This is a genomic window from Devosia algicola (genome assembly GCF_028816455.1).
Classification (GTDB): domain Bacteria; phylum Pseudomonadota; class Alphaproteobacteria; order Rhizobiales; family Devosiaceae; genus Devosia; species Devosia algicola.
This window is the reverse complement of record NZ_CP118246.1, coordinates 2,660,001-2,677,892: the sequence shown is the minus strand read 5'-3', so window position 1 is coordinate 2,677,892 and position 17,892 is coordinate 2,660,001. Positions and strand designations below refer to the sequence as shown.

The following is a 17,892-nucleotide window of genomic DNA, read 5'->3' as shown; positions in this document are numbered from 1 at the left end:
AAAGAACCGATTATGAAAGGGCAGACCCAATGAGCAAAGTCATCAAGAACGGCACCGTCGTCACCGCCGACCTGACATACAAAGCCGATGTCAGGATTGAGGGTGACAGCATCGTCGAGATTGGGCCTAACCTTTCAGGTGATGAGGTGCTTGATGCAACCGGCTGCTATGTCATGCCGGGGGGATTGACCCGCATACCCACCTCGAAATGCCGTTCATGGGCACCTATTCGGCGGACGACTTTGAAAGCGGCACGCGGGCGGCACTAGCGGGCGGCACGACGATGGTAGTGGATTTCTGCCTGCCCAGTCCCGGTCAAAGTCTTCTGGAAGCGTTGCAGATGTGGGACAATAAATCGGGCAAGGCTTCGACCGATTATTCGTTCCATATGGCGATCACCTGGTGGGACGAGCAGGTATGGCGCGAAATGGCCGAAGTGGTGGATCGCGGCATCACCAGTTTCAAGCATTTCATGGCCTATAAAGGCTCGCTCATGGTCAATGACGACGAGCCTTTATGCCTCGTTTTCGCGCTGTGCAGACCTTGGTGCGCTGCCGCTGGTCCATGCCGAAAATGGCGATGTGGTCGCCGCGATGACGCAAAAACTGCTGGCGGCGGGCAATAATGGGCCGGAGGGACACGCCTATTCGCGGCCGCCAGAAGTTGAAGGCGAAGCGACAAATCGAGCCATCATGATTGCTGACATGGCTGGCGTGCCGCTTTATGTGGTGCATGTGAGCTGCGAGCAGTCACACGAGGCCATCCGTCGGGCCCGGCAAAAAGGCATGCGCGTATATGGCGAGCCACTGATCCAGCACTTGACGCTTGATGAAAGCGAATATTTCAATGCAGACTGGGACCATGCGGCGCGGCGCGTCATGTCGCCGCCATTCCGCAACAAACAGCATCAGGATTCACTGTGGGCGGGCCTGCAGGCTGGGTCGCTGTCGGTTGTGGCGACTGACCATTGCGCCTTCACCACCGAGCAGAAACGGAATGGAATTGATGATTTTTCCAAAATTCCCAATGGCACCGGGGGGCTTGAAGACCGCTTGGCTGTGTTATGGAGCCGCGGGGTCAATAGCGGGCGCCTGACCATGAATGAATTTGTCGCGGTGACCTCGACCAATATTGCCAAAATTCTCAATCTGTACCCGAAAAAAGGGGCGGTGCTGGTGGGCGCCGATGCCGATCTGGTGGTGTGGGATCCCAAGCGGACCAAAACCATATCTGCCAAGGCGCAGCAGTCGGTAATCGACTATAATGTGTTTGAAGGGTTCGAACTGACGGGGTTGCCGCGCTATGTGTTGAGCCGGGGCAAGGTTTCCATTATCGATAATGAGGTCAAGGCAGAGGCCGGGCACGGAAAGTTCGTGGCGCGAGAGGCCAAGAACCCGGTCAATCGGGCGCTGTCGACCTGGAAAGACATTGTGGCGCCTCGCAAGATCGAGCGTTCCGGCATTCCGGCCTCGGGGGTTTGATGAGTTCGGTCGTTACCGCAAAAGACCTCAGCCTGACTTTTGCCACCAGCGATGGTCCGGTTCATGCGTTAAGCGAAGTCAATCTGGAGATCGAAAAGGGCGAATTTGTTTCGTTTATCGGGCCATCGGGGTGCGGCAAAACCACTTTCCTGCGCACCATTGCCGATCTCGAAGACCTCACATCCGGGACGCTTGAAATCAATGGGATGAGCGCCAGGGAGGCGCGGCAGGCACGGGCCTATGGCTACGTGTTTCAGGCCGCAGCGCTCTATCCGTGGCGTACAATCGAAAAAAACATCGCGCTGCCGCTGGAAATCATGGGCTATTCAAAGCCCGAACGTGACAAGCGGATCGAACGCACGCTTGATCTGGTCAATCTGAGCGGCTTTGCCAAAAAACATCCCTGGCAATTGTCGGGCGGTATGCAGCAACGCGCCTCGATTGCCAGAGCGCTGGCCTTTGACGCCGACCTGCTGCTGATGGATGAGCCGTTTGGGGCGCTCGATGAAATTGTACGCGATCATCTTAATGAAGAACTGCTCAAGCTCTGGCGGCGCACCGAGAAAACCATCTGTTTTGTTACCCATTCAATTCCCGAGGCCGTTTATCTCTCGACCAAAATCGTGGTGATGAGCCCAAGACCGGGGCGGGTAACAGATGTCATCGCCTCGACACTGCCTGATGAACGCCCGCTGGACATTCGCGAAACGCCAGAATTTCTCGCCATTGCGGCGCGGGTGCGCGAAGGACTGCGGGCAGGGCACTCCTATGAGGAATAGAGCCTGATGACAGCCCGTGGCAGCGCAATACCGGTCCTGATCGTGCTCAGTGTGACCGTTGTGCTGTGGTATGGCGCGGCGGTGCTGATGAACTGGTCGCGACAAAGCGATTTTTACCAGCGAACTGATGTAACCGACGTCAGTTTTTCCCAGCAGTTGGGCGATGTGCTCAATCAAGACAAGCCGCTATTGCCGACCCCGCACCAAGTAGCCGGCGAGCCTTTGGCAAACAGTGGTCATGCAAAAAGTTACGTCCAAGCGCAGCCTGGTTTATCATGGCTGGATTACGCTGTCGGCGACGCTTCTGGGGTTTGTCTTCGGTACAAGCCTGGGAATCGGACTTGCCCTGTTTATCGTCTATAACAGTGCTTCTGACCGTTCGATGATGCCGTGGATCATTGCCAGTCAGACGGTGCCAATATTGGCGATTGCACCGATGATCATCGTTGTGTTGAACGCCGTCGGCATTTCGGGGCTGATCCCCAAGGCGATCATTTCGGCCTATTTGAGCTTTTTTCCGGTGGTGGTGGGCATGGTCAAGGGGTTTCGCAGTCCCGAGGCCATTCAACTCGACCTGCTCCATACCTATAACGCGTCCCCCGTCCAAACCTTTATCAAGCTACGCTGGCCGATCGCACTGCCCTATCTTTTCACCTCGATGAAGGTGGGTATCGCTGCATCGCTGGTCGGCGCCATTGTTGGTGAACTACCCGCCGGCGGCGGGTCGGGGCTGGGTGCGCGCCTGCTGGCCGGCTCCTATTATGGGCAGACCGTGCAGATCTGGTCAGCGCTGTTTGCGGCTGCTGCCCTTGCGGGCGGGCTGATCATCATTGTCAACGTTGTCGAGCGCTTGACCAGCAGACACATGGGGGTACGCCCCGCATGAGCAGGTTGCAGACCATTTTGGCGCTGTTTGCGGGCTTTGCGTGCATTGTGGCAATCGCGCTGCCATATGGTCAAATCGCTGACGGCCAGGCAATGAGTTGGCACTACTGGCCGCTGTTGCTGGTGCTATTGGCAAGTATTGCGGCGCTAGCCGTCTGGTTCCGCGGCATGCCTTTCGCGGTAGCTGGCGGATTGGCCGTCCTGGGCGGCGTCGTGCTGATGCTCTTGCTGCCCCGGATCGATCTGGCGCTAACCGGCTATTGGGCGGCGCTGGTCGCCATGTGGACGCTCGCATGGCTTTTCGCAGAACGATTATCGCTGGCAATTGCCGGGGGTGAGGTGGCCGAGCGGCCATATGGCGTGCTGATTCCGCTGATGTTCGGTGCCGCGATATTGACGGCATGGGAGGCGATAACACTAGGGGCCAACATACCCAAGATATTGCTGCCTGCGCCATCGGCAATCTGGGAAGTCCTCCTTGCCAATATTCCAGTGTTGGCGGCTGATTTTCAGCAAACCTTTATCAAGGCAGTGCTGATCGGGTACGGGCTCGGATGCGGGGTCGGGTTTGGTGTGGCCATTGCCATTGATCGATCGCCGTTTCTCAAGGCAGGACTCCTACCGTTGGGCAATTTCGTCTCGGCATTGCCCCTTGTTGGCATCGCACCGATCATGGTGATGTGGTTCGGCTTTGACTGGCCCAGCAAAGCGGCGGTCGTTGTCGTCATGACGTTTTTCCCCATGCTGGTGAACACGATCGCGGGGCTCAACGGATCAGGCGAAATGGAACGGGATCTGATGCGTACCTATGCGGCAGGCTATTGGCATACGTTGTTCAAATTGCGCTTGCCAGCGGCGGCGCCATTCATTTTCAATGCCCTCAAGATCAACTCCACACTGGCGTTGATCGGGGCAATTGTTGCAGAATTTTTCGGGACGCCCATTGTCGGCATGGGCTTCCGCATCTCCTCGGAGATCGGCAAGCTCAATGTTGAAATGGTCTGGGCTGAAATCGCCATGGCGGCAGTGGCAGGATCGGTCTTTTACTGGGTGGTGGTGCTGATCGAGCGCGCCGTCACCTTCTGGCATCCGTCGGTCCGTGGTGGACGGGCGTAACAGGGGAAAAGGGAACGCAAGCTATGAAGAAATTCGTCTTGGGAATGCTAGTCGGCGCCATGGCGCTGGGATCAGCGCCGGTATTTGCCGGTGACGCCGTCACCTTGCAGCTCAAATGGGTCACTCAGGCTCAGTTCGCGGGCTATTATGTGGCCAAGGACAAGGGCTACTATGATGACGAAAATATCGACATCACCATCAAGGCCGGTGGCCCCGATGTGGCACCTGAGCAGGTCATTGCCGGGGGCGGGGCCGATGTGATTGTCGACTGGATGGCTGGGGCGCTGGCCGCACGCGACAAGGGCGTGCCACTGGTCAATATCGCCCAGCCATACAAGAAATCGGGTCTACTTATGATTTGCCCCAAGGATGGGCCGGTGCAAACTACCGACGATTTCAAGGGTCACACACTCGGCGTCTGGTTCTTCGGCAATGAATATCCGTTCTATGCCTGGATGAACAAACTGGGCATTCCGACTGATGGCGGGCCTGACGGCGTCAATGTCTTAAAACAGTCCTTCGACGTCGAGCCTTTGATCCAGAAGCAGGCAGACTGCATTTCGGTGATGACCTACAATGAACTGGGTCAGGCGAAAGACGCTGGGTTTACCGAGGACAAGCTGGTGATCTTCAACTATACCGACCTTGGAAATGACCTGTTGGAAGACGGGCTCTATGCCATGCAGGACCGGCTGGACGACCCCGCCTTTGCCGACACGATGGTGCGTTTCGTGCGCGCCTCTATGAAGGGCTGGCAATATGCGGTTGATCATCCCGATGAAGCCGCACAAATCGTTCTCGACAATGACGAAAGTGGCGCCCAGACCATCGAGCATCAGACTTATATGATGAACGAGGTGGCCAAGCTTGTGGACCCAAGCGACCCATCGCTCAACGTTGCCGCTTACGACCGCACCGAAAAGGCGCTGATCGATCAAAAGATCATCGAGAAAAAGCCTGAGGGCGCCTATACCACGGCGATTACCGACGCGTTGAAGTAGACCTTTTCACACGCAGCATATTATTGAAGGCGGGGCAGGACCCCGCCTTTTTTGTACGGAAACGCACAGAGACTGCACATTCATTGTGCATCATCGGAACGATTTCGTTCACTGCCAGTTGTTTGACCATTGCGTCAACAACAGGGATTATCCGAAATGAACGGTATCATTTATCTCGTAGGTCTCGTCGTCGTGGTCATGGCCATCCTTTCCTTTATCGGGCTGGCGTGAGACCGGGCAGTAAGCCCCTTTCCCTCGACTGAAACCTGGAGAACATAAACATGGCTATCAATGCACCCGCCGGGGTTGCGGTCGTATCTGACGGCGCCGACGGCGAACAGTCTTCCTATGTCGATTGGCCTGCAATCATTGCCGGCATCGTGCTTGCATCAGCAATCTCGGTCATCCTTCTGGCATTTGGCTCCGCCGTAGGCCTATCATTTACGAACTTCCATGCCCGAGAGGGCGCTGCGCCAATCTGGATCGGCATTGCAGGTGGCCTGTGGCTCTTGTGGGTGCAGATCTCGAGCTTTTTGGCGGGTGGTTACATGACCGGCCGCATGCGCCGCCGATTCCATGACGCCACAGAACATGAAAGCGACGTCCGGGACGGCGCCCATGGCCTTCTGGTTTGGGCTGGCGCGGCTGTTCTGGGGACGGTGATTGCCCTTGGTGGCGTCGGCGCTGCGGCAAACGCCGTGGGCAATGTGGCGGCAACTGCAACAGTTGCGACGTCAAACGCTGCGGATGGCTCCATCGATCCAAACGCCTATTTTGTGGACACGCTGTTCCGCAGCGATCGTCCGGTCGATGCTGGTGTTGCGCGGGATGAAGCCGGGCGAATTTTTGCCAATTCAGCGCTCAATGACACTGAAGTTTCGGCTGAGGATCGCACCTATCTCGCCAATGTCGTCGCCGCCAACACCGGCCTCACCCCTGAAGAAGCCGGTGCGCGGGTTGATCAGGTTACTGCCAATGTAGAAGCCGCCCGTCAGCAGGCTGTGGATGCTGCTGAGGCCGCCCGCAAAACCAGCATCGTTGCAGCCTTTCTTCTTGCTGCGTCGCTGCTTGTGAGCGCGGTTGGTGCCTATTGGGCCGCCTCGATGGGCGGGCGCCATCGCGACGAGCAAACAGTGTTTGCTGACGTATTCCCCCGCTACTGAACCATAGAAAAAGGACATAACAATGTTTCGTGCCCTTGGACTGTTTCTGCTCGGTGTGCCTATTTGGCTGATCCTGATCATCATTTTCTTCATTCACTAGAAAAGAGGGCGGGATGTTTCCCGCCCTCTTTCAGTTGATATCGCCCCAAAAAGACCCGCTCCGGTTGGCTGGAGCGGGTTAACAACTTTGTGGTCAGTAATTGGCGGGTGGGTCGCTGGCGGGAAAGCTTTCGTCGAGTTCCTCGTCGTGCTTGGTCCAGTTCTTTTGTTTGTTGCCCATGTTTTCCTTGCCCGAGTCACGAACCTGAACCGGGGAGCCATCAGGCCCGGTTTTTTCCTCGTCCTTGAACGCGGGCGCCTTGCCGGACTTGGGTCTTTCTTTGTCGGTCATCGTAGCCTCCATCATTGGGGTGTCCCCTACAAAACCCGGCGACCGGGCGAGTGGTTGCACGCTTTTCGTCTTTGCCGCAGTCTGCTAAAGAGCGCGGATGACCCAGACGCCCCAGAACACCAAAAAACTATTCATCAAGACCTATGGCTGTCAGATGAATGTCTATGACAGCGACCGCATGGCCGATGCGCTGGCACCGCACGGATATCAACCGGTATCGGACATCGCCACGGCAGACCTCGTTTTGCTCAATACCTGCCACATTCGCGAAAAAGCGTCGGAGAAGGTCTTTTCGGAGTTGGGTCGCCTCAAGGAATTGCAGGCAGAGCGGCGCGCCGGCGGGCAGGATCTGCTGATCGGTGTGGCTGGGTGTGTGGCACAGGCCGAAGGCGAGGAAATTGCCCGGCGCGCACCCGTGGTCGATATGGTATTCGGACCGCAGGCCTATCATCGCCTGCCCGATATGGTGGCCAAGGCTGCCGGAAGCCGCCATTTGCATCCGGCGTTGCGCACGCCGGTCATCGACACTGATTTTCCCGAGGAAGACAAATTCGATTATCTCCCCGCGCCGCAGAAGGAAGTGGTGATCAAGCGGGGGCTCACGGCATTCCTGACCGTGCAGGAAGGCTGCGACAAGTTTTGCAGTTTTTGTGTGGTGCCCTATACGCGCGGCGCCGAAGTTTCGCGCCCCGTGCAGCAGGTTCTGGCCGAGGCGCGCGGGCTGGTCGCTGGCGGGGTCAGGGAAATTACCCTTCTGGGGCAGAATGTGAATGCCTATCACGGTTTGGATGAGGCAGGAAATCCGGTCGGACTGGGTCAGCTGGCCTATCTTTTGGCCGAAATCGAGGGATTGGCGCGGTTGCGCTATACGACCAGTCATCCACGCGACATGGATGATGGATTGATTGCGGCCCACCGCGACCTCGATATCCTGATGCCTTATCTGCATTTGCCGGTGCAGTCGGGTTCGGACACGATACTCAAGGCCATGAACCGGCGCCACACGCGCGACGACTATATGCGGGTGATCGACAAGATAAGGTCGGCGCGGTCAGACATGGCGCTATCGGGCGATTTCATCGTCGGCTTTCCCGGAGAAACCGACAAGGATTTTGAGGATACGCTCAGGATCATTGCCGATGTCGGCTATGCCTCGGCTTATTCGTTCAAATATTCGACCCGTCCGGGCACGCCGGGCGCAAATCTGGACGGTCAAATTGAGGAAGCGGTCAAAAATGAGCGGCTTTATCGGCTGCAGGCGCTTGTTGACGCACAGACCACGGCGTTTCACACGTCATGCGTTGGCAAGACCCTGCCGGTGCTGATCGAGCGCGAGGGGCGGATGGCCGGTCAGGTGGGCGGGCGGTCTCCCTATCTGCAGGCGGTGCATTTTGAGGGGTCGACCGATCTGATCGGGCAGATCCTGCCGCTTGAGATCATTGGGACCTCAACCAATTCGCTTGTCGGGAAATTGACACAAGCGGGGCTTAACAACAGTGATATTTCGCACGACACAACGCGCAAATCTGTTAGCGTTGACGAGTCTCGCGTGGCGTGACCTCATGCTGCGCTTCATTTCAGGAGCAGAAACAGCTTGAGCAGGCACTTGTCCCCGACATCAGATAACGCATTGGCATCCCAACTCGAACTCGCATTTGACGACAACCGGCTGGTGGCCCAACTCTATGGGGATTTCGACCAGAACCTGGCTCTTATCGAGCAGCGACTCAAGGTGACGGCGACCCCAAGGGGCAATCATGTCATGCTCAAAGGTTCTGCCGGAAGTGTTGATCAGGCGCGACGGGTGCTCGAGTCGCTCTATAGCCTACTTGAGGAAGGTCGACCCGTTGATATGAGCGATGTGGATGGGGTCATCCGCATGATCGAGACCGAAGACAGCCAGTTGACGCTGCCGACACTGGAAAAAAAGGGCAAGGTGCGCATGGCTCAGATCGCCACGCGCAAATCCACCATTGTTGCCAGAACGCCGGCGCAGGACGCTTATATGCGGGCAATGGACCGGGCCGAACTTGTGTTTGGCGTGGGGCCTGCGGGCACCGGCAAGACCTATCTGGCTGTATCGCACGCCGCCTCACTGCTGGAGCGTGGCGATATCAACCGCATCATCCTGTCGCGACCGGCGGTGGAAGCGGGCGAGCGGTTGGGTTTTTTGCCAGGCGACATGAAGGAAAAGGTCGATCCATATTTGCGCCCGCTTTACGACGCGCTCTATGACATGATGAAGCCGGAAAATGTCGAACGTTGCATTACATCGGGTATTATTGAGGTGGCACCCCTGGCATTCATGCGCGGCCGTACATTGGCCAATGCCGTGGTCATTCTTGATGAGGCGCAGAATACCACCTCCATGCAGATGAAAATGTTTTTGACCCGGCTGGGTGAAAACTCAAAAATGATCGTCACCGGCGATCCGACACAAGTGGATCTGCCGCGCGGTGAAAAATCGGGCCTGATCGAAGCCGTAGCGCTACTCGACGGCGTGGAGGGCGTGCATATTACTCGCTTTGGCGACAAGGATGTTGTCCGCCATGCGCTGGTAGGACGGATTGTGCGGGCCTATGAGGCAGACACGGCCCGCAGGCTCAAGGACAAATCCAGTGAAGGTGTTGCCCGCTGAGCCCCGCCGCGTTGCCACTCGAAATCGCCATAATCTGCAACGACGATGGCTGGCCTGAGGGGCTGGAGCCATCAGCGGAGCGTGCCATATTTGCGGTGCTGGAACAGAGTGGTTTGCGGCTGAGGGGGCCGCTGAAATCAGCATTGTGCTGACCAACGATGCTGAACAACGCGGATTGAACAGACAATGGCGCGGCAAGGATGCCAGCACCAATGTGCTCAGTTTTTCCCAGATCGAGCCATTTTCGCCGGTGGTCGGCATTTTAGGCGACATTGTGCTCGCGCGCGAAACACTCGAGCGCGAGGCCGCCGAGCAGGGTATTAGCTTTGACCATCATTTTACCCACCTGATTGTCCATGGGTTTTTGCATATACTGGGTTATGATCATATCGACGCGCAGGAGGCCCTGGAAATGGAGGGTCTTGAGACCAAAATACTGGCCAGCCTCGGAATAGGCGATCCCTATGGCGATCACACATAGAGGTGCCCAGTTGCGAAATACAGGCAAAAAAGGATAGAAAGCCGTTTGACCACGGCAAGATGAACATGAACGACAGCGAACCGAATAGTGCGCCCAAGGCGCCAGACAACAATAGCGAACCTCCTTCTAGTCCCGCCTCCGCGCCAACGCGGGGGCCTACAATCTGGGAGCGCCTCAAGGCGATGATGGCGCTGCGCAGTGTATCCCTGCGCAATGATTTGCGCGAAGCGCTCGACGAGAACGGCGGTGTCGACACCGCAGATTTCTCCGAGAGCGAGCGCACAATTCTGCAAAATGTGCTCAAACTGAGCGAAATATCGGTTGTCGACGTGATGGTTGAGCGTTCCGATATTCAGGCCGTCAATTCCGACATCAATCTGGGCGGGTTATTGGCTGAGTTCCGTCAGGCAGGACATTCCCGCCTGCCGGTTTACGAGGATGGGCTGGACAACATATTGGGCTTCGTGCACGTCAAGGATGTGCTGCATCGAATTGCCGAACCCAAACCAGCTGAGACCTCCCCAAAGGACGTTCCAGTGCGGCTGGTGTCGTCGGTGTTGCGGCAACGCGTGTCCAAACTGGATATTTTACGTACTGCCATGTTCGTGCCCACGTCGATGCCGGTGGGGGATCTATTGCAGCAGATGCGCGCCAGCCGGGTGCATATGGCAATTGTGGTGGACGAGTATGGTGGCACCGACGGGTTGGTTACCATTGAAGATTTGCTGGAGTCGGTGGTTGGCGAAATCGAGGATGAGCACGACGAGCCTGGAAGCGGTGTTGATCCGAAAGGTCGGACCGGACACCTATCTGGCGGACGCCCGCGCTGAATTGTGCGATGTGCAGGAATTGCTCGGACCCGAATTCAACCCCGGTGAATATGCTGAGGATGTCGAAACCATTGGTGGGCTGGTGTTTGACCTAGCGGGGCACGTGCCGGCCAAGGGCGAGGTGGTGTCCAAGCTTGACCATTTCGACTTTGAAGTACTGGCAGCCGACAGTCGGCGCATCAAACGCCTGCGCATCAGGCGCCGGCGTCGCGAGGGAGAGCAGGTCGATCCGACCGTTGATGCTCACCTTCATACCGCCGCTGAATAGCCGACAAAAATGGCCCGGATGTTTCCGGGCCGTTTTTACGGGACGTAAACGCGACTAGCGGTGCTAGACTTGCTGGACGTTTTCAACGCCGGGCACAAAATGGCGCAGTAGATTTTCGATGCCGTTTTTCAGCGTGGCGGTCGAGGAGGGGCAGCCCGAGCAGGCGCCCTGCATATGAAGAAAGACCGTGCCTTCCTTATAACCCTTGAAGATGATGTCGCCCCCGTCCATTGCGACTGCGGGGCGGACACGGGTTGCGAGCAACTCCTTGATGACTTCAACGGTTTCACCGTCGTCGGGCTCAAAGAACTCCTCACCGCCATGATCTTCATCCGACACTTCATTGCCCTCGGCAATTACCGGCTTGCCGGACAGAAAATGGTCCATGATGACGCCAAGAATGGCAGGCTTGATATGGGCCCAATCGGTACCGTCCTTGGTCACTGAGATAAAATCGGCACCGAGAAACACGCCGTTGACGCCGGAAATGGCGAACAGGCCCGTCGCCAAGGGCGACGCAGCCGCCGCAACCTGAGTGCGGAAATCGCGCGGCTCACCGACAAGGACGTCGCGACCGGGCAAAAATTTCAGCGTCGCCGGATTTGGTGTGGCTTCGGTCTGAATGAACATGACAGTTCCCATCGGAAACGAATTTGGAATGCTTCTAAAATAGTCATTTCCGGCCTATTTGCAAGGGCAAACGCTACCGGCTTGGCCTGGGTGGTTCTAGTCGCCAATCAGCAGATCGCAATTATTTCTTCGTCGGTCATGCGGCCGGGCACGATGGTCATGGGAATAGGCAATGCGTGGGCGCGATTGGCAAAGTGCAAGACCAACGGACCGGGACTTTCAGCCGATGTGCTGGCTGCCAGCACCAGGATGGCAATGGCACGGTCCTGATTGATCACCCGCTCGATCTGCTCAAAACCGCTGCCCTCGCACACAACTGATTCGACTTTGACGTTGCCAATTGTCTTTAATCGCTGCAGCCGCGCGTCAAGATTGCGCTCAGCCTGTTCGACCGCTTCGGCCCGCAGCACGTCCTCTACGCCCATGCCGATGAAATCGGGCGGCTCGACGACCGACATCAGCACCACAGTGCCGCCCGTACGATGGACACGGTAGGCGGCAAATGTCACGGCCCGATCGCACTCGACCGTATCGTCGATAACGACAAGAAATTTGCGCTGATATTCGGCAATGTGATCCATGGGACTATCCTTGTTCAGCGTATGAATCCGACGATCTGGCGGACCTCATTCATTGTGGCTTCGGCAAGGTCGGTGGCGCGGCCAGCGCCCTCGCGCAGATAGGCATCTATAGTGGCCGGGTCGCGGGTAAGGCGCCGCATTTCATCGGCCATTGGCGCCAGAACGGCGACGGCCAGATCGGCCAGTGCGGGCTTGAACGTGCCCCAGCCCTTGCCGCCAAATTGCGCGATCACTTCGGCTTTGGTCTTGTCGGCCAATGCCGCATAAATGCCCACCAGATTGTCCGCTTCGGCGCGTCCCGACAATCCCTCAACGGTTTCGGGCAGCGGTTCGGGGTCGGTCGTGGCGCGCTTGATCTTTTTGGCGATGGATGTGGCGTCGTCCAGCAGGGAAATTCGCGACTGATCGGAAGGATCAGATTTGCTCATTTTCCTCGAGCCATCACGCAGGCTCATGATCCTTGTGGCGGGACCGGCGATCAGCGGCTCGGTAATTGGAAAATATTCTGGTGCCAGGCCCTGATCTGCAATGGATTTTGCATAGTCATTGTTGAATTTGGCCGCGACGTCGCGGGTCAATTCAAGGTGCTGCTTCTGATCATTGCCGACAGGCACGTGCGTCGCCTTGTAAAGCAGAATATCGGCAGCCATCAGGGACGGGTAGGCCAAAAGTCCCAGCGAGACATTTTCAGAATTCTTGCCCGCCTTATCCTTGAACTGGGTCATCCTGTACATCCAGCCGATGCGCGCGATGCAATTGAACACCCAGGCCAATTCGGCGTGCTGAACAACTTGGGACTGGTTGAAAATGATGGATTTTTGCGGATCGACACCGGCGGCGATGAAGGCGGCGGCGACTTCGCGGGTGGCGCGGCGCAGATCGTCGGGGTCCTGCCAAACCGTGATGGCGTGCATGTCGACAACGCAATAAATGCATTCGTGGCTATCCTGCAGCGGCACAAAGCGGCGGATGGCGCCGAGATAATTGCCGAGATGCAGGTCGCCAGAGGGTTGAATGCCAGAAAATACGCGTTGCGCAAATGCCATGATAACTCCGCAGTCTAACTCATTCATATTCGCGATCTGACCGAACAGCACCGCGAGTTGGCTGTCAACACGGCCACATATCGCCATGGGTCAGCGTGCCCGCAACCGCCTTAGCAGCATCCCCAGCGGCTGGACACGCGAAAAATGCACCAAAACAAAATACATCACCACGCCATAGAGCATCAGCAACCCCAGCGCGGCGGCTTGCAGCAATAGAGGTTGTCCGCTTGCCAGAAGGGCCTCGCCGCGCTGCGCCAGCAGGTAGAGCGAGCCACCCATAAGGCAGGCGATTGCGATGATGGCAATATGGCGACGCCATTCATTCGGCTTTAGCGCAAAATGGCCACGGCGCGCCAGAAAAGCTGCGAGCAACAGCGCATTGAGCCAGGCCGAGACCGAGGTGGCGATAGCAATGCCGACATGGAGCAGGGTGGGGAACAGCAATAGCGACATGCCAATATTTGTGCCAGCCGAGATGGCCGCAAAAATCGTTGGCGTCACGGTATCTTCACGGGCAAAATAGCCCGGCTGCAACACGCGGATCAGCACATAGGCGGGCAAGCCGACCGCGAAGGCAACCAACGCATCCGCCGTCTGAGCGGTGGCCAACTGGTCAAAGGCACCACGTTCAAACAACAGGCGGACGATAGGTTGAGCTAGTGCCACCAGTGCTGCGGCGGCGGGCATGGACAAGAGCATGGATACGAGCAGCGCCTGATCCTGGCTCGCTCGGGCTTCGGCGACGCGATTGCCCTTGAGGTGACGTGACAATTCGGGCAGCAGCACGGTGCCGATGGCGATGCCAATGATGCCGAGCGGCAATTGATAGAGCCGGTCCGCATAATTGAGAATCGCGATGGCCCCGGCGGCGCTTGACGCAATGACGGTGCCAACAAAGAGATTTATCTGGGTGATACCACCGGTCAGGATCGCTGGTATGGCCAGGATCCAGAACCGTCGCACCTCATGATCGATACGTGGCCACGCGAAGCGCGGCACAAAGTTGGCCCTGCGGATCGACCAATAGACCAGCGCCAACTGGGCGACACCACCGAACATGGTTGCTATGGCGACCCAGATCGCGGCGTTGGCTGGTGCCTGGACAGCAAAGGTTACCAGCGGGATCATTGCGGTAATATTGACAATGTTGAGAATGACCGGAGCGAAGGCGGCCGCAAAGAAGCGTCCAAGGCTGTTGAGAATGGCGCCATAGGCAGCCATCAGCGACATACACATCAGATAGGGGAACATGATGCGGGTCAAAAGCACGGTCAGCTCGAATTTGGCCGGGTCGTCGAAACCGGGCACAAAAGGCACCATCAGTACGGGCATGAAGATTTCGGCCAAAACGGTCACCACAACCAGCGCCGCCACCAGCCAGCTCATGATGCGGGAGGCCAGCAGCCGGGCGTGATCGGGTCCGTCCTGCTCCAACGCTCCGGAAAACATCGGTACGAAGGCGGTATTGAAGGCGCCCTCGGCAAACAAGCGGCGGAAAAGATTGGGAAAACGGAAGGCGGCAAAAAAGGCGTCGGCGGCCGGGCCGGTGCCTAGTACAGCGGCCATCAGGGCATCACGGACAAAACCGGCCACTCGACTGAGCAAGGTCAGTCCACCGACCGAGAGAAAGTTGCGGTAAAGGCTCATGGATCAGCTATTGACCGCCTTGGCGCGTTCCTCGACGGGCTTGGGATTGAATACATCCAGCAAGGCTGCATGAATCTTGCGCTGACGCGGCTTGGAGGCGATTTTCTGGCCCGTCAGATCGGTGACGTAAAATACGTCGACTGCCTTTTCGCCATAGGTGCCGATATGGGCCGAGCCGATGGTGAGGTTGAGATCGGAAATTTCGCGGGTCAGTGAATGCAGCAGGCCGGTGCGATCCAGCCCCGAAACTTCGATGACGGTGAATTTTTCTGAAAGATTGTTGGATACCACGACGTCGGCAGGCAACTTAAAGGGTTTCAGGCGGCGATTGAGCCTTGCTGTCCTTGCCGGCATCGATCAGCACATAGCGTTTGCCCTGCAGCAATTGCTTGACGGTATCAATGATGCGCGTGGCGCGCACTTTTTCATCTTCGTCCGATGCAAAGCTGCGGCGTAGCCGGAATGTGTCGATAGCCTCGACCATCGCGGGTAGAGAAAATCTGCGCCCCGATAATCGAGGCTTCGGCCATGGTGCAGGCCCCCGCGATCAGCGAGAGCAATCGCGGATGGTCGGGGGTGTAAAAGGAAACCTCGGTTATGCCTTCAAACGCCTTCACCCTTGTTGAACCGGCAAATGGCTCGTCCGCCAAATCGGCAGTCTGGATCATGCGGGCGTGCGCCACCTGCAGTTCCGGCTCGGCGCGCAGCCAGTAATGGTCATAGTGGCGCGCGGCGTAGTCGGCAATCTGCTGTTCGGGCCAATCGTTAAGGGCCTCGGTTAGATCGGTGCGCGCCTGATGTATCCGGTCGGAATGAGTGACCTGCGAATGCCCTCCCGATAGCAGCGGCTCGGTGGCAAAATAGAGGGCACGGAGCAATGAGCCTTTCCAGCCGGTCCAGACACCGGGGCCGACGGCACGAATATCGCAGGCCGTCAGGATCATCAACAGCGCCAGCCGCTGCGGCGACTGGACAACGTCGGCAAAGGCCTTGGCGGTTTCGGGGTCCTGGATATCGCGGGCCTGGGCGACCTCGCTCATCAGCAGGTGATACTGGATCAGCCAGGACACGGTGTCAGTTTCGGCAGGGCTGAGACCAAAGCGCGGGCAGAGTTTGCGCGCCACACGGGCTCCGGCAATGGAATGATCTTCTGGGCGTCCCTTGGCGATGTCATGCAGGAACAGGGCGATATAGAGCAGACGGGTGTCATTGAGCCTGGGGCAACAATTCGTGGGTCAATGGCAGCTCCTTGCGCAGCCCCCCATTGGCGATTTCCGCCATGACGCCGACGGCGCGGATCAAATGCTCATCTACGGTATAGTGGTGATACATATTGAACTGCATCAAAGCGACGATCTTGCCGAACTCGGGGACAAATTTGCCCAGAACGCCGCTCTCGTTCATTTGCCGCAGCATCCGCTCAACCGACTGAGGGGCGGTCAGGATCGACAGAAAATAGTTGTTGGCCTTTGGATCGTTGCGCAGCTTGGAATCAATGAGGCGCAGACTTCGGGTGATCTGCTTGATGGCATCGGGATGGAACAGCAATTCTTCGCGTCCCGCCACCAGAAACATCTTGATCAAATTGACCGGATTTTTGGTAAATACGTCGGGCTTGGCAATATTGAGGCGTCCACTGTCGATGACGAAATCGGCATCGCCCTTGATCTTGACCTTGCCACGTCTGAACGGCGCGAAAACACGCCCGACCAGATCCATATCCTTGGCGTGATTGAATTCCAGTGACGTACAGAAGATGCGCGTCAGATCGCCGACGTCCTTGGCGACCAGAAAATAGCGTTTCATGAAACGTTCGACACCCAACATGCCGACGCGTTTAGCGTAGCCCAAGCGCTCGGCCATCTCGGGCTGCAGATCAAATGTCAGTTTTTCCTCGGCGCGACCGGTCAGGAAATGCAGATTGCAGCGGACCGCCCACAAAAACTCCTCAGCGCGCTGGAATTGACGATATTCGCGGGCGCTGAGCACGCCCTTGCCGACCAATTGCTGACTGGTCTTGAGTTGATAGAAATATTTGCCGATCCAATAGAGCGTATTGAGATCGCGCAGACCACCCTTGCCGTCCTTGATATTGGGTTCAACCACATAGCGGGTATTACCCATCATCTTATGGCGTTCGTCGCGCTCGGCCATTTTGGCCGCAATGAATTCGGGACCGGTCTTGGCCATGATCTCAGTTTCAAAACGCATCACCATCTGATCGAACAGTGTTTTGTCGCCGGTCAGGAAACGCGCCTCGAGTGTTGCTGTTCGTACGGTCATGTCGGAGCGGGCCATGCGCAGGCATTCATCGACCGACCGGACGGCATGACCCACTTTCTGGCCGAGGTCCCAAAGCATATAGAGAATATATTCGGTAACCTGTTCACCCCAGGGCGTTTGCTTATAGGGCAGGATAAACAGCAGATCGATATCGGAGCCGGGGGCAAGAGTGCCGCGGCCATAACCACCGACCGCCGAGACAGCCAACGTTTCCGCCTCCGAGGGATTGTCGACAGGATAGACCCGTTTGGTTGCAAACAAATGGATTGCCGAGATGATTTCATCTTCCGCATTGCACAGGTTTTGCGCGCAGCGAATGCCTTTGCTGGTAGCAAGTAATTCGGCTTCGGCGTCCGCGCGGGCCGCCACCAGCGTCTCGCGCATATGGGCCAGAACAATGGCCCGGGCGGCGGTAGAATTGGCTGGTTGATCTGCGACAAGCGCATCCAGCTCGCCAAACAGGGTTTTGGCGGTCTTGAGCACAAATAGCGATTTTCGCGGTTTGATTTCAGCTTCGACGAGCGACATCGCGGAGTTTCTTTAGTTCGTAGACTAGCTCGATCGCATCCTTGGGCGTCATGTCGTCAGGTTGAATGGCGTCGAGCCTTTCATAAACTGGATCAGCCGCGGCTTTTACAATGGCGGGCTGATGAGCGAACAGCGGCAAATCGT

The 17,892-nt window shown here is 57.2% G+C and carries 17 protein-coding genes and 2 pseudogenes; 11 read left to right on the top strand and 8 right to left on the bottom strand.

Annotated elements, in window-relative coordinates; genetic code table 11:
- The first annotated feature begins 29 nt into the window (after positions 1–29).
- From hydA to PSQ19_RS14190, 6 genes and pseudogenes are all read left to right on the top strand, one after another.
- Positions 30–1,481: pseudogene (gene hydA, locus PSQ19_RS14215) on the top strand (dihydropyrimidinase).
- On the top strand, positions 1,481–2,260 hold the full coding sequence (locus PSQ19_RS14210) for an ABC transporter ATP-binding protein (RefSeq protein ID WP_282218269.1): 780 nt from the start codon (positions 1,481–1,483) through the stop codon (positions 2,258–2,260). Before hydA ends, PSQ19_RS14210 begins: the two are co-directional and overlap by 1 nt.
- Positions 2,261–2,266: 6 nt before the next feature.
- Positions 2,267–3,146: pseudogene (locus tag PSQ19_RS14205) on the top strand (ABC transporter permease).
- On the top strand, positions 3,143–4,261 hold the full coding sequence (locus PSQ19_RS14200; RefSeq protein WP_282218268.1) for an ABC transporter permease: 1,119 nt from the start codon (positions 3,143–3,145) through the stop codon (positions 4,259–4,261). The pseudogene PSQ19_RS14205 and the gene PSQ19_RS14200 overlap by 4 nt, the downstream one beginning before the upstream one ends.
- A 23-nt stretch (positions 4,262–4,284) precedes the next feature.
- Positions 4,285–5,262 (top strand): ABC transporter substrate-binding protein, encoded by a 978-nt coding sequence (locus PSQ19_RS14195; protein WP_282218267.1) that lies wholly within the window; start codon positions 4,285–4,287, stop codon positions 5,260–5,262.
- Between the two features lie 281 nt (positions 5,263–5,543).
- The gene (locus PSQ19_RS14190; RefSeq protein ID WP_282218266.1) at positions 5,544–6,425 is read left to right on the top strand and encodes a hypothetical protein; all 882 of its coding nucleotides are present in this window, start codon (positions 5,544–5,546) and stop codon (positions 6,423–6,425) included.
- A gap of 193 nt (positions 6,426–6,618) precedes the next feature.
- Here the strand turns inward: PSQ19_RS14190 and PSQ19_RS14185 are convergent, their stop codons facing one another.
- The gene (locus tag PSQ19_RS14185; protein ID WP_282218265.1) at positions 6,619–6,816 is read right to left on the bottom strand and encodes a hypothetical protein; all 198 of its coding nucleotides are present in this window, start codon (positions 6,814–6,816) and stop codon (positions 6,619–6,621) included.
- Between the two features lie 97 nt (positions 6,817–6,913).
- Between PSQ19_RS14185 and miaB the strand changes: the two genes are divergently transcribed.
- From miaB to PSQ19_RS14160, 5 genes are all read left to right on the top strand, one after another.
- Positions 6,914–8,374: a tRNA (N6-isopentenyl adenosine(37)-C2)-methylthiotransferase MiaB gene (gene miaB, locus PSQ19_RS14180; RefSeq protein ID WP_282218264.1), complete on the top strand. Its 1,461-nt coding sequence runs from the start codon at positions 6,914–6,916 to the stop codon at positions 8,372–8,374.
- Between the two features lie 72 nt (positions 8,375–8,446).
- On the top strand, positions 8,447–9,454 hold the full coding sequence (locus PSQ19_RS14175; protein ID WP_407649001.1) for a PhoH family protein: 1,008 nt from the start codon (positions 8,447–8,449) through the stop codon (positions 9,452–9,454).
- Between the two features lie 145 nt (positions 9,455–9,599).
- Positions 9,600–9,935, top strand: coding sequence for an rRNA maturation RNase YbeY (gene ybeY, locus PSQ19_RS14170; protein WP_282218262.1), 336 nt, complete (start codon positions 9,600–9,602; stop codon positions 9,933–9,935).
- A gap of 65 nt (positions 9,936–10,000) precedes the next feature.
- Positions 10,001–10,765 carry a CBS domain-containing protein gene (locus PSQ19_RS14165; RefSeq protein ID WP_282218261.1) on the top strand — a complete coding sequence of 255 codons (765 nt, stop codon included), beginning with the start codon at positions 10,001–10,003 and terminating at the stop codon, positions 10,763–10,765.
- Positions 10,716–11,033 carry a transporter associated domain-containing protein gene (locus PSQ19_RS14160; RefSeq protein ID WP_282218260.1) on the top strand — a complete coding sequence of 106 codons (318 nt, stop codon included), beginning with the start codon at positions 10,716–10,718 and terminating at the stop codon, positions 11,031–11,033. Before PSQ19_RS14165 ends, PSQ19_RS14160 begins: the two co-directional genes overlap by 50 nt.
- Positions 11,034–11,096: 63 nt before the next feature.
- Here the strand turns inward: PSQ19_RS14160 and PSQ19_RS14155 are convergent, their stop codons facing one another.
- The 7 genes from PSQ19_RS14155 to glnD all read right to left on the bottom strand — a co-directional run bounded on the left by PSQ19_RS14155 (position 11,097) and on the right by glnD (position 17,748).
- Positions 11,097–11,663 carry a NifU family protein gene (locus PSQ19_RS14155; protein WP_282218259.1) on the bottom strand — a complete coding sequence of 189 codons (567 nt, stop codon included), beginning with the start codon at positions 11,661–11,663 and terminating at the stop codon, positions 11,097–11,099.
- Between the two features lie 107 nt (positions 11,664–11,770).
- Positions 11,771–12,244, bottom strand: coding sequence for a universal stress protein (locus PSQ19_RS14150; protein ID WP_282218258.1), 474 nt, complete (start codon positions 12,242–12,244; stop codon positions 11,771–11,773).
- 14 nt (positions 12,245–12,258) lie between these two features.
- On the bottom strand, positions 12,259–13,290 hold the full coding sequence (gene trpS / locus PSQ19_RS14145) for a tryptophan--tRNA ligase (protein ID WP_282218257.1): 1,032 nt from the start codon (positions 13,288–13,290) through the stop codon (positions 12,259–12,261).
- A gap of 90 nt (positions 13,291–13,380) precedes the next feature.
- Entirely contained in the window at positions 13,381–14,937 is a 1,557-nt protein-coding gene (murJ, locus tag PSQ19_RS14140; RefSeq protein WP_282218256.1) for a murein biosynthesis integral membrane protein MurJ, read from the bottom strand.
- A 3-nt stretch (positions 14,938–14,940) separates the two neighbouring features.
- Complete coding sequence (locus tag PSQ19_RS14135; RefSeq protein WP_282218255.1) at positions 14,941–15,243, bottom strand: ACT domain-containing protein; 303 nt, start codon at positions 15,241–15,243, stop codon at positions 14,941–14,943.
- Positions 15,244–15,362: 119 nt separating this feature from the next.
- Positions 15,363–16,106 (bottom strand): hypothetical protein, encoded by a 744-nt coding sequence (locus tag PSQ19_RS14130; protein WP_282220711.1) that lies wholly within the window; start codon positions 16,104–16,106, stop codon positions 15,363–15,365.
- Between the two features lie 37 nt (positions 16,107–16,143).
- Entirely contained in the window at positions 16,144–17,748 is a 1,605-nt protein-coding gene (gene glnD, locus PSQ19_RS14125; RefSeq protein WP_282218254.1) for a [protein-PII] uridylyltransferase, read from the bottom strand.
- Positions 17,749–17,892: the final 144 nt, after the last annotated feature.

Coding starts and splice junctions, on each gene's coding strand:
- PSQ19_RS14155 (WP_282218259.1), bottom strand. CDS start 11,663: ATGTTCATTCAGACCGAAGCCACACCAAATCCGGCGACGCTGAAATTT.
- PSQ19_RS14165 (WP_282218261.1), top strand. CDS start 10,001: ATGAACGACAGCGAACCGAATAGTGCGCCCAAGGCGCCAGACAACAAT.
- trpS (WP_282218257.1), bottom strand. CDS start 13,290: ATGGCATTTGCGCAACGCGTATTTTCTGGCATTCAACCCTCTGGCGAC.
- PSQ19_RS14190 (WP_282218266.1), top strand. CDS start 5,544: ATGGCTATCAATGCACCCGCCGGGGTTGCGGTCGTATCTGACGGCGCC.
- glnD (WP_282218254.1), bottom strand. CDS start 17,748: ATGTCGCTCGTCGAAGCTGAAATCAAACCGCGAAAATCGCTATTTGTG.
- PSQ19_RS14150 (WP_282218258.1), bottom strand. CDS start 12,244: ATGGATCACATTGCCGAATATCAGCGCAAATTTCTTGTCGTTATCGAC.
- PSQ19_RS14185 (WP_282218265.1), bottom strand. CDS start 6,816: ATGACCGACAAAGAAAGACCCAAGTCCGGCAAGGCGCCCGCGTTCAAG.
- miaB (WP_282218264.1), top strand. CDS start 6,914: ATGACCCAGACGCCCCAGAACACCAAAAAACTATTCATCAAGACCTAT.
- PSQ19_RS14210 (WP_282218269.1), top strand. CDS start 1,481: ATGAGTTCGGTCGTTACCGCAAAAGACCTCAGCCTGACTTTTGCCACC.
- PSQ19_RS14200 (WP_282218268.1), top strand. CDS start 3,143: ATGAGCAGGTTGCAGACCATTTTGGCGCTGTTTGCGGGCTTTGCGTGC.
- murJ (WP_282218256.1), bottom strand. CDS start 14,937: ATGAGCCTTTACCGCAACTTTCTCTCGGTCGGTGGACTGACCTTGCTC.
- PSQ19_RS14195 (WP_282218267.1), top strand. CDS start 4,285: ATGAAGAAATTCGTCTTGGGAATGCTAGTCGGCGCCATGGCGCTGGGA.